At 51.4% G+C, this 13,057-nt stretch carries 12 protein-coding genes, 3 pseudogenes and 1 other annotated feature; of the genes and pseudogenes, 11 read left to right on the top strand and 4 right to left on the bottom strand.

Annotated elements, in window-relative coordinates; all coding sequences use genetic code 11:
* The first annotated feature begins 151 nt into the window (after positions 1–151).
* Both BQ9846_RS09845 and BQ9846_RS09840 read left to right on the top strand, forming a co-directional pair.
* Positions 152–511: an Hpt domain-containing protein gene (locus BQ9846_RS09845; protein ID WP_075880793.1), complete on the top strand. Its 360-nt coding sequence runs from the start codon at positions 152–154 to the stop codon at positions 509–511.
* Positions 512–1,047: 536 nt separating this feature from the next.
* Positions 1,048–1,752 carry a response regulator transcription factor gene (locus tag BQ9846_RS09840; RefSeq protein WP_083651551.1) on the top strand — a complete coding sequence of 235 codons (705 nt, stop codon included), beginning with the start codon at positions 1,048–1,050 and terminating at the stop codon, positions 1,750–1,752.
* Here the strand turns inward: BQ9846_RS09840 and BQ9846_RS09835 are convergent.
* Positions 1,722–2,471, bottom strand: a complete 750-nt coding sequence (locus tag BQ9846_RS09835) for a sensor histidine kinase (protein ID WP_075880792.1) — start codon at positions 2,469–2,471, stop codon at positions 1,722–1,724. The two genes, BQ9846_RS09840 and BQ9846_RS09835, sit on opposite strands and share 31 nt — an antisense overlap.
* 185 nt (positions 2,472–2,656) lie before the next feature.
* Between BQ9846_RS09835 and BQ9846_RS09825 the strand changes: the two genes are divergently transcribed.
* The 4 genes and pseudogenes from BQ9846_RS09825 (at position 2,657) to BQ9846_RS09810 (ending at position 6,092) form a co-directional block, all read left to right on the top strand.
* Positions 2,657–3,882 (top strand): IS3 family transposase gene (locus BQ9846_RS09825; RefSeq protein WP_144049355.1). Its coding sequence is split into 2 segments (ribosomal slippage): positions 2,657–2,942 and positions 2,942–3,882, totalling 1,227 coding nucleotides; the frame shifts between segments, so codons are not numbered across the junction.
* Positions 2,935–3,051: a sequence feature (AL1L pseudoknot), on the top strand. Its footprint overlaps the gene before it by 117 nt.
* 317 nt (positions 3,883–4,199) lie before the next feature.
* Positions 4,200–4,457 (top strand): annotated as a pseudogene (locus tag BQ9846_RS09820) (helix-turn-helix domain-containing protein); the annotation flags it as partial.
* A gap of 10 nt (positions 4,458–4,467) precedes the next feature.
* Positions 4,468–4,644, top strand: a pseudogene (locus BQ9846_RS16565) (IS630-like element ISHsp2 family transposase); the annotation flags it as partial.
* Positions 4,645–4,775: 131 nt separating this feature from the next.
* On the top strand, positions 4,776–6,092 hold the full coding sequence (locus BQ9846_RS09810) for a TonB-dependent receptor (protein ID WP_075880791.1): 1,317 nt from the start codon (positions 4,776–4,778) through the stop codon (positions 6,090–6,092).
* A gap of 98 nt (positions 6,093–6,190) precedes the next feature.
* On the opposite strand, the gene BQ9846_RS09805 is transcribed toward BQ9846_RS09810, so the two are convergent.
* A complete protein-coding gene (locus BQ9846_RS09805) occupies positions 6,191–7,156 on the bottom strand; it encodes a zinc ABC transporter substrate-binding protein (RefSeq protein WP_075880790.1) in 966 nt (321 codons plus the stop codon).
* A gap of 116 nt (positions 7,157–7,272) precedes the next feature.
* On the opposite strand from BQ9846_RS09805, the gene BQ9846_RS09800 reads away from it, so the two are divergent.
* The gene (locus BQ9846_RS09800) at positions 7,273–8,034 is read left to right on the top strand and encodes an ATP-binding cassette domain-containing protein (protein ID WP_075880789.1); all 762 of its coding nucleotides are present in this window, start codon (positions 7,273–7,275) and stop codon (positions 8,032–8,034) included.
* A complete protein-coding gene (locus tag BQ9846_RS09795) occupies positions 8,024–8,836 on the top strand; it encodes a metal ABC transporter permease (protein ID WP_075880788.1) in 813 nt (270 codons plus the stop codon). The genes BQ9846_RS09800 and BQ9846_RS09795 overlap by 11 nt, the downstream gene beginning before the upstream one ends.
* 22 nt (positions 8,837–8,858) lie before the next feature.
* On the opposite strand, the gene BQ9846_RS09790 is transcribed toward BQ9846_RS09795, so the two are convergent.
* Positions 8,859–9,377, bottom strand: coding sequence for a hypothetical protein (locus tag BQ9846_RS09790; RefSeq protein ID WP_075880787.1), 519 nt, complete (start codon positions 9,375–9,377; stop codon positions 8,859–8,861).
* Between the two features lie 202 nt (positions 9,378–9,579).
* Positions 9,580–10,110 (bottom strand): annotated as a pseudogene (locus tag BQ9846_RS17010) (transposase); the annotation flags it as partial.
* A gap of 341 nt (positions 10,111–10,451) precedes the next feature.
* On the opposite strand from BQ9846_RS17010, the gene BQ9846_RS09780 reads away from it, so the two are divergent.
* The 3 genes from BQ9846_RS09780 (at position 10,452) to BQ9846_RS09770 (ending at position 12,999) form a co-directional block, all read left to right on the top strand.
* On the top strand, positions 10,452–10,964 hold the full coding sequence (locus BQ9846_RS09780; protein WP_075880785.1) for an Hsp20/alpha crystallin family protein: 513 nt from the start codon (positions 10,452–10,454) through the stop codon (positions 10,962–10,964).
* Between the two features lie 503 nt (positions 10,965–11,467).
* Complete coding sequence (locus tag BQ9846_RS09775; RefSeq protein WP_075880784.1) at positions 11,468–11,860, top strand: hypothetical protein; 393 nt, start codon at positions 11,468–11,470, stop codon at positions 11,858–11,860.
* Positions 11,861–12,108: 248 nt separating this feature from the next.
* Positions 12,109–12,999: a DMT family transporter gene (locus BQ9846_RS09770; RefSeq protein ID WP_075880783.1), complete on the top strand. Its 891-nt coding sequence runs from the start codon at positions 12,109–12,111 to the stop codon at positions 12,997–12,999.
* Positions 13,000–13,057: the final 58 nt, after the last annotated feature.

Genomic DNA, 13,057 nt, shown 5'->3' with positions numbered 1-13,057 from the left:
AATAAAAGGTCAACGACTCAAAACAAGTAACTGTCGACATACACAGCACTATGCGCACAGCTGGAATCATCAACGGGCTCTAGACACGCTTCCTATTCGTCCGTCATTATTGAATGTTATGACAGCCAAAACGCTCGGCAGGAATACACTAATGGAATCACTACTGAACAACCTGACTGACTTCGATATCTCCACCGGCCTTGCTTACGCCGACAACGATAAAGAACTCTACATCGAAGTGTTAGCTATGTTTCACGAACAGTTATCCGGCGAGTTCTCTGAGCTTGCCGCTTTACTGGCAGCACCTGACGACAAGGTTGCGCGCCAAGTGCATACCCTGAAGGGTTCAGCCAGCTCTGTTGGCGCCCATCGAATCGAACAAACCGCTGCAGAAGTGGACAATACGTTAAAAAAAGGCAATTCCGTCACTTCAGAGCAAGCTCAAGCGCTTGATGATGCCATTAAGGCTGGAGCAGCACAGCTAGCGCCTGTCGTCGCAACCGCTGAATAAAGCCTCGCATTAGATTGCCGGAACTCACAGCGAGTACGCGCAATAAGCGCTGGCATCTGTGCGATGCGCCGCTCAAGTATCACAAAAGAGGCATACGCGGCCTCCTCAATCAATTGCTCGGCGTAGTGCGCCAACCCATAACAACCGAGGTGTATTGATTCCTCCTGAAGCGCTTGCGCCTCTCGCAGCAGCAGAGCTCGGTTTTCAATGATGGCATAGTTCGACAACTTGAGCTGTCGAGCGCTGAGACGCGCCAAGTAACTCCCCCAACAAAGCTCTAGACCATCGCGGCCGTATCGCTGTGTTAGTTTCTTTAGCACGATGGCATTAATCCAAGCGTGGCTGTGACGAACATTGCTGAGCGATATAGGCATCACAAGCTACCCTCCTGCAACCTGAGAGATGTTTCGCTCCATGCTAGCGCACCCCGCAGTGGGCAAATGTCATAGATTGTGAACATTATCCTTGAGCGAAGCTTTGTCGAGGCTGGAAAGTTTCGCTAACATGCCTGCATCTCAAGGATGGTGGTTCAGCTTATGCACATCGGCGTACTCGAAGATGACCCAATTCAGCAGCGTTTTCTTGCCCACTCGCTTAACGAGAGTCTCGCGCGCTCGGTGACACTTGATACGTTTGAGCGTGCTAGCGGACTACTCAAAGCCTTGCAAAAACACAGCTTCGACCTGTTGATCATTGACTGGTACCTACCCGACGCGGACGGCATGCAGTTAGTGCAGCAGTTACGCTACGATTACGGATGGTCAGGGCCCATTTTATTTATTACCGCAAGTCAAGGTGAGAATGACGTCGTCATGGCATTGGAGAGTGGTGCCGATGACTTTCTTACCAAACCCATCTACCCCGCTGAACTGCGCGCCCGACTAACAGCACTCGCTCGGCGTGCCGGTATTACCCGTGCAGCACAGCCAGACACAGTCACTTTGGGGGCTTATGCTATCGACCAAACAATACAAAGCATTACGCTAAATGGTAAGGCCATCACTTTGACACCACGCGAGTACCAACTTGCTGCGCTATTTTTTACCCATATCGGCCGGCTATTTTCCCGCGAACATTTGCTTGAGACAGTCTGGGGGGTTAATGCTAGCCTCACCACGCGCACTGTGGATACGCATGTTAGCCGCCTACGCAAGAAGTTAACCTTAGACGGCACCTTTGAGCTACGATTGAAAAGCGTATATCAATACGGCTATCGGCTAGTATCAGCAGTAGAAAAGTAATCTGGTGCCACTATAGGCAATGCAACCTCATTTGCTAAGTTAACCGAACTACTGACAAGCGGTAGGCGTAACGCGATATAAGTACCATGGCCAGGCTCGCTGGATAACAACACATCCCCGCCATGCTGAAAGGCACATACATCGATGGCCGTCATACCAATCCCACGGCCACTCCCAGGCGGTTTAGTAGTAAAGAACGCGTCAAAAACATGCGGTAAACTATTGGCATCAATACCGCTCCCGTTGTCTTGAACGCTTAGCAATACACAGGAAAGCCCCTTTTTGTTAAACCCTTTTGTTACGCGGACGATTAGCTCTGGTTGTAAAACATTAGCCATGGCATATAAGGCATTATCAATCATGTGAACCAGTGCACGTTGAACAAATACCGGGTCAAGCAACGCCTTTATCGGCGCTTGCTCAATATCCAACTTTGGTACGATACCCTCTGGCCAATGAGGACGCTTCATGTCTAACACCAGTTGTGCGAGACGGGCTGGGTCGGTGGGCTCCAATGTGACAGAAAAATATCCCACGCTTTGCGTCATGTCGTCGATTAAATTCGCAAAACGAGTGCCGGCTTGATAAATCTGTTGGCAGTTATCCAGCACTGGATGGGGTGGTGTGAGCAGCGCCTGATTTAGCTCCGATAGCCCAATAATGGTACTAAGTAAGTTGTTGGACTCATGCGCCATACCCGCCATCAGTGTCATCAGCATGCGTACGCTGTGCTCTCGATGATGAAAGCCTCGACGTAATACTGATACCACATGTGGCACTGTATGGCTTGAATGCTTGTGGGTCTTTTGCATACGTTGAGCGTACCAGTGCTGAAATGCTTCAGCGGTAAGCGGTGAACCGTTCCGGGATTCCCGGAGGCTCCAAACCTTGAGAGGATGGAGCTATGAGTAAATCAAATCGATATTCCCCTGAAGTCCGCCAGCGGGCGGTACGCATGGTCTTCGACCATGAAGCTGATTATCCCTCCCAGTGGGCCGCTATCGGTGCCATTGCGCCTAAAATCGGCTGTAATCCTGAAACACTGCGCAGCTGGGTCCGCCAGGCGGAGCGTGACGCCGGTCGTCGAGAAGGCACTACGACCTCTGAGCGTGATCGAATTAAGGCGCTAGAACGCGAAAATCGAGAGTTGAAGCAGGCCAACGAGATACTGCGAAAGGCGTCTGCGTATTTTGCCCAGGCGGAGCTCGACCGCCGAAGCAAGTGATGATCAACTTTATCGATGATCATCGAGCGCTATACGGGGTCGAGCCGATCTGCCGTGTCCTGCCGATCGCCCCGTCAACGTACTATGAACACCAAGCTCGCCTACGTGAGCCCGACCGAGCGCCTCCCCGTCACCAACGTGAACGCTGGCTACGGGCCGAAATCCAGCGCGTGTGGGACGAGAACTTTGGCGTCTACGGCATCCGCAAAGTCTGGCGTCAACTGCACCGAGAAGGTATTTCGGCAGCTCGCTGCACTATCGCTCGCCTGATGCGCCAGTTGGGGCTGCGCGGCGTGATACGGGGTAAGCCGATCCGTACGACCGTTTCCGATCCCCACAAAGCCTGTCCGGCGGATTTGGTCAAGCGGCAGTTTCAGCCGGCTCAGCCAAACGCCCTGTGGGTATCCGATTTTACGTACGTGGCGACATGGCAGGGCTTTGTTTATGTTGCCTTCGTCATTGATGCTTTTGCTCGCCGAATCATTGGTTGGCGAGTATCCAGTACACCCCGAACTGATATGGTGTTGGATGCGCTTGAACAGGCACTCCATGAGCGTCCTCAACGGCCTGAAAGTGACCTTGTTCACCATAGCGATAGGGGAGTGCAATATGTGTCGATTCGGTACACAGAGCGCTTGTTAGATGCCGGCATTGAGCCTTCAGTCGGAAGCGTGGGCGATTCGTACGATAACGCAATGGCTGAAACAGTCATCGGCCTTTTTAAGACCGAAGTGATTCGCCGACGCGGACCATGGCGGCATCTAGAAGCGGTTGAGTTTGCTACGTTAGAGTGGGTTGACTGGTTCAATCATCGGCGGATATTGGAGCCGATTGGCAACATGCCACCGGCAGAGAGAGAAGCCCTGTATTATGAGCACCAGGGTCAGGCTAATAAAGCTGCCTGACTCAAACAAACGGGTCTCCGAGAAAGCCGGTACGGTTCATCTCGAGCTTAGTGTAAAGCCCGTGCATGTTGAAAAAATCAGCCGAACGCTATTGCTGTGTTATTAATCGTGCTCAATCACCTGTATCAGTAAACATTTTCCTGCAACGTGAGGCCTAACACCGCCTTCGTTAATGAACATTTGAACTTTATGATAGCGCAAGCGAAGACACTCGAATGCCGACCAATGTCAACAATTGTTACAATAAAACGAGAGCTTTTAACCTGGCGGTCGCAATGACCAAGTGCAACACCTGACCCATCAGGTACGGTGTTGCCATGACTCACAGCTATCGCCACCTCTCCGCTGAAGACCGAGCCGCCATCATGATGATGCGAGCCACACACTCGATCCGCGCCATTGCCACTCATCTGGGCCAAGTACCAAGTACCGTGTCGCAGGAGCTCGCTCGCCACACGGCTGCCCCCATCAAGGGCTACGATGCCAGCTTGGCGGGCTACCGTGCCCGCTTGGCGCGTCACTGGCCTCGTCATCGCCCCAAGCTGCACCCCTATGGGGAGCTTTTCGAGGTAGTGGGGGCAGGCCTACCACACCACAGAACCGGTAACGTCCGGGACGGTCATCGAAGCATTTGACCAGTTTGTGGGCCCAAAAGCCCCAATACCTTCGCCGTCGTGGTGCTCGATAATGCCAGTATGCATCGCTCCCAGTCTTTCAGACGGAAGAATAGTGGAGTGGATGTTGCACCGCATGCACCTGGTATAACTATCGGCTTACTTACCGGGGTTTACTCACGTACAGCGATCCTCTTGATAATTGTTATGTTATCACATAACTTATTGCGCTCTCATTCATTAGCTATTTCTTTAAAACGCACCTTCAGGAGTTCTTACATGTCTCGCCGTTTGTTAACGCTCGCTCCCATCGCTGCTGCCGTACTGATGGCTACCCCTGCCTGGGCCGCTGAGCACCAACATGACCACACAGGTCATGATCATGGCCAACATGATCACAGCAGCCACGACCCTGCACCTGAGCATGCTGAAAACGGCCCCAAAGCACAGGCGTTCAACTTGGATATTTCACTGACGCTGGAAGGGATTTACCACAACCGCTTTTCCGGTGAACAGCACGCCCCTGCCGGTTTTGGTCACGGTGGGCACGCTGATCACGGACACGATGATCATGGCCATGAAGGCCACGCCCACGCGCTGGATGATGGCTTTAACCTGGGCCACTCGGAAGTGGTTGTGCAAGGGAGTACCCCCTACTTGAACGGTACCGCCGTGATTTCTCTAAGCGAAGACGACGTCACCCTGGAAGAAGCCTACTTGAGCACCCAGCAGCTACCTGCCAACCTGATGCTTAAAGCCGGTAAATTCCTGTCCGACGTGGGTGATATCAACAGCCGCCACCCACATACCTGGGACTTTGTCGAACGCCCGTTGGTCAACCAGCATATTCTCGGCGAACATGGCCTGCTGGATACCGGTATGCAACTTACCTGGGCGCCAGTCGCTAACCTTCAGGTCGGTACCGAGCTATTCCAGGGCGAAGGTGAAGGGTTTAGCCAGTTCAGTGAAGGCGGTTACGAAGCGCGCGAAAGCGGCCCGCGCGTCAGCACGCTATTTGCCAAGTTCCAACCTGATATCGGCTCAGGAAAGACGCTGAACTTGGGCGCATCGGCAGGTTATAACCGCCAGTTTGTGCGCGTGGATGATCACGGCCACCATGCTCACAGCGCCGAAGGCGACAATTGGTTCGCCGGGCTGGATGCACGCTATCAGCGCGATGGCGGCCAGCCGGGCATACAGGGCGATTGGCAGCTGGGCGGTGAGTATTTTTATACCCAGCGGAACCTGCGCGAACACGTTGAGCATGACCACCACTTTCATTCACGGGACGCCTATACCGAGCAGCAGGACGGCGCTTACCTGGAAACCACCTATGGCATCGCGCCACGCTGGGAAATGGGTCTGCGCACAGAAGCGCTGGGGATGAGCAATCGCGTGATGGGCACCCACCCCACCGCCATCGTCTCGGAGGACGTTAGCTGGCGCCACAGCGGCCAGGTCACCTGGCGCCTGCGCGACACTATGTTCCTGCGCGCCCAGGTCACCCAGGAAGACTACGCCAGTGAAGAGGAAAGCTGGGTAGGCATGCTGCAGTTCAACGCCACCTTTGGCGGCCACGCCGGGCATGATCACTGATCACTCCTGCGCTTGATGCCTGGATGCAACAAAGCCACAGAGCGGCACCGTTAAGTGCCGCTCTGTTTCGTTCTTACTGCTTGGTGGCAACGATGATTTTACTCTTGCTGAGCGCTGCATTGCTCAAGCGCGTCAGCCAGTTGGCGCAGTAACTGATCGTACAAGGTTGGGCCAAGCGGCAACTCAACGCCCAGAGGGTCAATCACCCCCATCACGGCAGGCGTATCACCGAAAACATTGTCCACCATCGCGGAGTTGAACTGCGGCTCACTGAACACGCACTGGATAGCATTTTCGCGCACATGCTGCTGAAGGGCTTCAATACGCGCCGGGCTGGGGTCAGAGGCATCGCCCAGCGAAATCGCGCCTTCCGACGGCACATCAAAACGCTGTTCAAAGTACTGGTAGGCATCGTGAAAGACCACAAAACGCGGCGCTGGCTGCTCAGCAAACTGCTCTTCCAGCGTCATCTGCAATTCCAGCAACTCGGCTTTAGCCTGGGTGGCGTTACTCTGGTAGGCCTCGGCATTTTCCGGATCCATTACGCTTAAACGACGGGCAATGGCGTCCAGCCAGAGGCGCGCATTTCCCGGGTCCAACCAGCCGTGGGGATCTGCCTCCTCATGATGATGGTCGTGGTGGTCGTGATCACCGTGGTCGTGATGATTATGATGATCGTGGTCGTCGTGCGCTTCCATAAGCGCTACCGACCGGTCGCGGTAGTTCAGCACCTGGGTCTCGTCCAGGGTCATCAGCTCCAGATGCTCGGCATCTGACGCCAGGGATGCCAACGGGCCTGAAAGCCATGGCGTCAGATCATTGCTGACCCAGATAACAAGCTCAGCGTCATCCAGCGTTTTTGCTTCCGAAGGGCGCAGCGAGTACCCATGGGGCGACGCCCCCTGCTGCATGAACAGCTCAGGCTCTCCCAACTCCCCCATCACCTTGCTGACCAGCGAATGCACCGGCGGAATATCCACGGCAACATTCGGCACATCGGCCAAAGCAGCCAATGGAAACCCCAAAATGAACGGCAATGCCATACGGGTAAGCGGTTTATTCATTAAATGTATCCTTTAAAGCTGTTTCGTTTGACTGTTTCGTTTGGCTGTGTCGGTTAACGCTTGGCACCCACAAAAAATATGTTATAACATAACAATAAATCAACTCGGAGTCTGTTATGTTTTCGCGTCTATCCGCAACAGGTCCTGCCTTGCTGGCAACCGAGCAGCTGGCCGTTCGGTTTGGCCAACAGCCTGTTCTGGACAATATCAACCTGGTGCTGTGGCCTGGGCGGATTATGACCCTGATTGGCCCCAACGGCTCCGGCAAGTCCACCCTGGTCAAGACGCTGATAGGTGCTATCAAACCGTCTGCTGGCCGCATTATCCGCTCACCCAACCTGAGGGTTGGCTATGTGCCCCAACGCCTGCATCTGGACCCCACCTTCCCGATGACGGTACGCCGCTTCATCAACCTACCCAAGCGGCATACCAGCCATGAGATTGCCGAAGCGCTGGAACAGGCGGGGGCCGAACATCTGCTGAATGCCGCCATGAATCACCTTTCCGGCGGCCAGCTGCAAAGGGTGTTACTGGCTCGCGCCCTGCTGTCACGCCCCTCGCTTTTATTGCTGGATGAAGCCACACAGGGGCTGGATCACCGCGGCATTGCCGAGTTCTATCAACGCATCGAACAGATCCGCCAACGCTCCCAATGTGCGGTGTTGATGGTCAGCCATGACCTGCATGTGGTCATGCGCACGGCAGACCACGTGATCTGCCTGAACGGGCACATCTGTTGTGAAGGGCAACCGGAACGGGTGGCCTCATCACCTCAGTACCGTGCGCTTTTCGGCGATCAGACGGCCAGCACTCTGGCCCTTTATCGTCATCAACACACGGACTCTCACGATAAGGAGACGTTGCGCCATGCTGGATGATTTCATGTGGCGTTCTGCATTGGCGGGGCTCGGCGTAGGGTTAGCCGCGGCGCCGTTGGGATGTTTTGTTATCTGGCGGCGGATGGCCTATTTCGGCGATGCCACCGCTCATGCCGCCATTCTGGGTGTCGCCCTGGCCTTGCTGTGGAATATCTCCATTTTTGCCGGCGTCATTGGCGTTGCCCTGCTCATGGCGTTTTGCGTATCCACGTTAAGTGGTAGGGGCTATGCCATGGATACCTTGCTCGGCGTGATGGCGCACTCTGCGCTGGCCATTGGGCTGGTTGCGGTATCCTTTGTCTCAGGCGTACGCATTGACCTACACGCCTATTTGTTTGGCGACATTCTCGCGGTGGGCAAAACCGATCTTGCGATTATCGGGTCCGGCGCCATTCTGGTCATCGCCCTGATGCTTTGGCGCTGGCAGGCTTTGCTGACCGCCACGCTGAATGAAGAACTCGCCCATGCCAGTGGTATCAACCCGCGCCAAGAGCAGCTGGTGCTGACAGTGGCGCTCGCCATTGTGGTCGCCGTGGCCTTGAAAGTGATCGGCGCGCTTTTGATTGCGGCGCTACTGATTATTCCGGCGGCAACGGCCCGCCCCTTCAGCCGCACACCAGAACAGATGGCCTTACTTTCCGCCGTGATCGCCATGGCCGCCACGACCGGTGGACTATGCGCCGCCTACACCTTTGATACGCCCACTGGCCCCACCATGGTCAGTCTGGCCGCTGTGTTGTTTGTTATTGCCATGTTCGTGACCCAAAGTTGGCGTTTTTTATGCCAGCACCTCTCTATCTAAACCGTACCGGCTTTATTAGAACTCATTTTTTATAATTACTCGAGTATTTTCCGTCGTGAAGAAAGTGTTTTCTCCATGATTTTCGACACTCTTGAAGAACGTAGTATTCATTTTTTTTCTGGTGTGAGAAGCTGAGTAAGAGTGGATGCAATTCTGGCGTAGCATTGGTTTTTATCATCCAGACAAAGAATTCGTGCGTCTCTCTCGCGGATTCTTCGGCTGTTTCAAGAGCCTTGCGACCCATGACCTCATCGACAATAAAAAAGTGCTGCTTGCTATGATTAAAAGCAGCTGGAGGCACGCATAGCTTAAGGCCATTAACACAAGCCGCCAGCTCCATCTTCCTGGCAAGATCTTCTATTTTACAAAGACGGCCTACGCACTCCATGCTGATTTCGCCTATAAGCCGACTGACTTGCGGATCAATAGGGAGAAATCTAAGCGCTAGCCATCGATAACGATTTAACTCGAGCACTTCGTGTGAATAAGCAATTTCGAACTGTTCTTGAGGTAAAAAACTTAGCTCTATTGTTTTATGCATGACGCCCTCTATTTTACTATTTATACGTATGTGGTTTAGCAGTACAGGCGACATGGTAGAGGCGACTTTTTAAAAAAAAATGACAGAAATCAATTTTTAAAAAAAGGTTTATAAAATTAATAAAATACGCTTTTATAAAAAAACTTTTTTGCTAGGTGGGGTGGGTATTTTTTCTCATATTATTGTCTTACTGAATCGCCCTGCGGGCAACGCGATGCTTCCCACAGGCTTCTCCGATTTCTCGCAAGCCCTGATGGATCTTGCTATGACTTTAAATACCACCACTTTCAAACCAGGCATGCTTGGTGAGCCCCCAGTAAGCGTTGATTGTCTCGACCCTGGTCAGACAGGGCACTACGGCACCAGTCATAGTAGCCGCTGGAGTGCACCGCCATCATGCGGCACAGCCGCCGCACCGAATATTGGTCCGCATGGCCTTGAATGAACCCGTACCTCAGCCGGACCCTTTGGCGAAGTACGTGGTGGCCGTTTTTAGTATCTCTTGCTCTTCTGATACACGCTTCAGCTCAGCCTTTAAGCGCCGGTTCTCAGCCTGAAGATCATCACCCTGCTAGCGTTGCTCAGTAGGCTTGGCATAACGCTTGATCCACTGATACAGACTATGGCCGGATACGCCCAACCAGGCGGCAACCTCGGCGACGGGGTGGCCGCGCTCGGTCACTTGCTTGACGGCTTCAATCTTGAATTCTTCGGTGTATCGTTGACGGCTCATGGAACCTCCAGGGCGCCTTCAGTATAAGGCCCAGAGGGGTCTACAAAACCCGGGGCTATTCAATTAACAATATGCCGAACCATGCAGACCCTTTCAATATTATCCTTTGGTTAAATTGTTAATATTTGTGGAGATCACCCAGTTTTTAAGTCATCCTCATGCATATTCCGGGACGACATTTCATATGTCAATCACATCATTTTTGTCTATACCTCTACTTATCCAACCTATAAAAAATAGTGTTTTTTCCCAATATTGATTTTTTTATTGGTGGAAACTGATAGTTTATTCGATAATGCATAAGGGCAGATTTATCACATAGAGAACAGAGGCAACGAAAGGTGAAAGCGCACAATTTTTACCCTTGGAACTGGCTTAGGCATGAAGAAGGCGATAACAAGATTGGTTACAGTCCTGCGAAATATAGCGATGACGAAATCTCTCCATTGCTTGGAATTCATAAAGAACTTGATCGCTGGATAAACCGTATTATGACGCCTGTTGGTGAAACTCCTTTGAGCCAATTGAGTCCTAGTGTAGATATCGCAGAGAGTGAAAATGAATACGTTGTAAGCGTTGAAGTGCCTGGTGTTGAAGAAAAGGACATTAAGATTAACCTTGAAGATGATAAATTGATTATTGAAGGTGAAAAACGTCATCAACACACATCTGAGAAAAATCAATATCATCGCGTTGAGCGCTCTTATGGTAGTTTTAGCCGGATTTTAAGCCTACCCAAAGATGTCCGTAAAGAAGATATTCAAGCTTCTTTTCTCAACGGTGTACTTACCGTGAGAATTCCTCGTGATATGGAGGCTTTACCGAATCGACAGGAAATACCTATCAAACACTGATTATATTTAAGGCCTTAGACAGCCTATATTGATGTATAAAAACTTCAACACTTAGGGTTCAGTAGTGATTTGAGAGAGGCATCCATACGACATGGTATTTAAAAACTACCGAAACTGATACATGAGCTTTATCCCAATATCAGGCAGGCTTTACAGCGAGTGGCGTTAGAGTTTACAGCTGAATCTAAATAACGCTATCTTTAGTTTACCTGCCTTTTTTTATTGACCTAGGCTAGAACAAATTTATAAAAACACCTTTCTCAATTAGATTATTTCTTTTAGCAATAAACCCAGCAATGACAACACTTAACACAAAATAATCTATCTTATTTTTACAAACTTTTGACGAGGCGATAATGAGTGATTTATTTGCAAATGAGATATTATCGCTGGACACTTTTTAAATTTTTATGGATGTTTTGCTTAAATGAAAGCCTGGAGCGTTTTACGTTTCTGGGCAAACAAAATATTGATATTCATGATTTTTTAAAACAGGTGATATGATGAAAAATAAAATTAATGAAACCTATTTTTCGCCTAACCCACTAGACTCAGAGCTTCCGCCTCCTTGGGTCTCGATTAGCCAGTTTATTTTTAATGAATGGTTAAAAAGCAGCTGGCGAAGAACACAACCACTTATCAACATACAACTAGATTGGTACAAAAATGCTCAAAAAATGTTTCAAATTGAAATGCAGCTCTGCCAAGCTATAATTGATATTCATGAAAAAAATATTCGAATTATAATAACGTATCCAATGCCAGAAATATCAGGTGAGACCCAGAGAAACTTCCAACAGGCAATGCAAGACACACAGCAACTCAATTTAATGAGAATACAAAAGGCGTTGGAAATGAATCATGCTTTTCATCGCGCTATTTGGGAAGAAATCTAATGGCTCTTCCCAATATTTATATTTGTAGGGTCCCTGATGATCACATGAGCTATAGGAGTTTCCCCCTCTGTCAGCCTAGCTGTCCGGTTGGCGAGTGAAGCTTTTTTATTATTTAACCCACCCCGCTATTAACACCAAACGTAACATTCTCTAAAACCGCCCCAGTCAAGGTGAGCGGGATCGCTGGTTGGCAATAAGCGGATGCACTAAAATCGGTGCTTTCTTCGTAACGACTGACGGAAACGCTATTGCCAAACCTGCCAACACGTACACCACTGGATTGGGCACTGTTACTGTATCTGTCGCTGGCCTGGGGACTGGCGTTCATGCTGATCGCGCTGGCGTTGCCTTCGTTTCCGCCACTGACACTGGTGGCAGTGCGGCTAAGTCTCGGCGCATTGACGCTGTATATCATCATGCGCGCGGCAGGCTTGCGGCTACCGAGTAATAAAGGCTGGTGGCAACGTTTCGCCAGCTTGGCACTGCTCGGCAATGTGGTACCGTTCTCGCTGATTTCCTGGGGCGAGCTGTACGTTTCCAGTAGCCTGGCCGGCATTCTGATGGCCTTGATGCCAATCAACGTGATGATCCTGGCGCATTTCTTTATTGCCAACGAACCGATGTCGGTGCGCAAGGCGACGGGATTTATACTCGGCTTTCTCGGTGTACTGCTACTGATCGGTAGCGAGGCGCTGTCCAATCTCGGGGGTGATGCCTTCTGGGCTCAGTTGGCGATCGTCACAGCCACGATCTGCTATTCGGTCAATAGTATCTACACCAAAAGACTACCGAAGCTGTCGGTGCTGGTGGCAGGCACTGGTACGCTCGTTGCCGGAAGCATGATGCTGTGGCCGGTGGCCTTGATGGTGGATCGCCCTTGGACACTGGAGATCAACTGGCTGCCACTAGTCGCCATGGTGATACTCGGGGTTTTCTCATCAGGGCTGGCCAATTGGGTCTACTTTACTATCGTGCAGCGTCAGGGGCCGAGCTTCCTGTCCATTATCAACTACATTATACCGGTGATTGCGTTTGCAGCCGGCGTGACTTTTCTGGGCGAAGCCGTAACGGCCGACCGCTATGTTGCCCTGGCCATGATTCTGCTTGGGATTGCGATCAGTCAACGACGTTTAGTTTGATATCGCGGACATTTAGGTAGTTTCGTGGCGCACCCCCTTTTTGACGCCACAGCAGCTC

Source organism: Vreelandella massiliensis (assembly GCF_900155385.1).
GTDB lineage: Bacteria > Pseudomonadota > Gammaproteobacteria > Pseudomonadales > Halomonadaceae > Vreelandella > Vreelandella massiliensis.
The sequence above is the reverse complement of the archived record's forward strand: the minus strand, read 5'-3'. Positions and strand labels throughout refer to the sequence as shown.

Coding starts and splice junctions, on each gene's coding strand:
- BQ9846_RS09845 (WP_075880793.1), top strand. CDS start 152: ATGGAATCACTACTGAACAACCTGACTGACTTCGATATCTCCACCGGC.
- BQ9846_RS09840 (WP_083651551.1), top strand. CDS start 1,048: ATGCACATCGGCGTACTCGAAGATGACCCAATTCAGCAGCGTTTTCTT.
- BQ9846_RS09835 (WP_075880792.1), bottom strand. CDS start 2,471: ATGCTGATGACACTGATGGCGGGTATGGCGCATGAGTCCAACAACTTA.
- BQ9846_RS09810 (WP_075880791.1), top strand. CDS start 4,776: ATGTCTCGCCGTTTGTTAACGCTCGCTCCCATCGCTGCTGCCGTACTG.
- BQ9846_RS09805 (WP_075880790.1), bottom strand. CDS start 7,156: ATGAATAAACCGCTTACCCGTATGGCATTGCCGTTCATTTTGGGGTTT.
- BQ9846_RS09800 (WP_075880789.1), top strand. CDS start 7,273: ATGTTTTCGCGTCTATCCGCAACAGGTCCTGCCTTGCTGGCAACCGAG.
- BQ9846_RS09795 (WP_075880788.1), top strand. CDS start 8,024: ATGCTGGATGATTTCATGTGGCGTTCTGCATTGGCGGGGCTCGGCGTA.
- BQ9846_RS09790 (WP_075880787.1), bottom strand. CDS start 9,377: ATGCATAAAACAATAGAGCTAAGTTTTTTACCTCAAGAACAGTTCGAA.
- BQ9846_RS09775 (WP_075880784.1), top strand. CDS start 11,468: ATGAAAAATAAAATTAATGAAACCTATTTTTCGCCTAACCCACTAGAC.